This window comes from Kineococcus glutinatus (genome assembly GCF_039542765.1).
Classification (GTDB): domain Bacteria; phylum Actinomycetota; class Actinomycetes; order Actinomycetales; family Kineococcaceae; genus Kineococcus_A; species Kineococcus_A glutinatus.
Genome location: NZ_BAABIL010000865.1, coordinates 1 through 643, shown reverse-complemented (window position 1 = coordinate 643; position 643 = coordinate 1). Strand labels below are relative to the sequence as shown.

At 82.4% G+C, this 643-nt stretch carries 1 pseudogene; it reads right to left on the bottom strand.

Annotated elements, in window-relative coordinates:
* Positions 1-643: pseudogene (locus tag ABEB16_RS22165) on the bottom strand (primosome assembly protein PriA); the annotation flags it as partial.

Sequence of the window (643 nt, the reverse complement as noted above, 5' to 3'; positions counted from 1 at the left end):
CCCGTCGCCGGGCGCCCGCACCAGCGGCAGGCGGCGGGCTCGTCGGCGGCCGGGACGGCGAGCGGGCCGGAGCAGGCGGTGCAGCGCGCGGGGGCGCGGCAGCCGGCGCAGGCCAGGGTGGGGATGTACCCGCCGCGCGGCACCTGCACGAGCACGGGCCCGCGCTGCACGGCCGTGCGCATGGCCCGCCAGGCGTCGCTGGGCAGCCTCGCGGCGGCGGCCAGCGGGTCCTGCGCGCCCGGGCCACCGGTGCCGGAGATCACCACGCGGGGGGCGCGGCGGCGCATCAGCGCGGCGGGCACGGCGACCTCGCGGGCCCAGCCGGAGTCCAGCAGCAGCTGCGCCTCGGGGGTGCGCGAGCAGCCGGCCACGAGGGCGGCGGCGCCGTCCAGCTCCGCGCGCAGCAGCGCGACCTCGCGCGAGTGCGGGTACGGGGTGCGCTGCTCGGCGTGGGACTCGTCCCAGTCGTTCCAGACCGCGACGAGGCCGAGGTCGGCCACCGGTGCCAGGGCCGCGGCCCGGGTGCCGGCCACCACCCGCGCCCGGCCGGTGAGGGCGCGGCAGAACGCGCGGTAGCGCTCCGCCGCGCCGGCCTCGGCCTCCAGCCGGACGTGCCGGCCGGCGGGCAGGCGCCGGTGCCGGG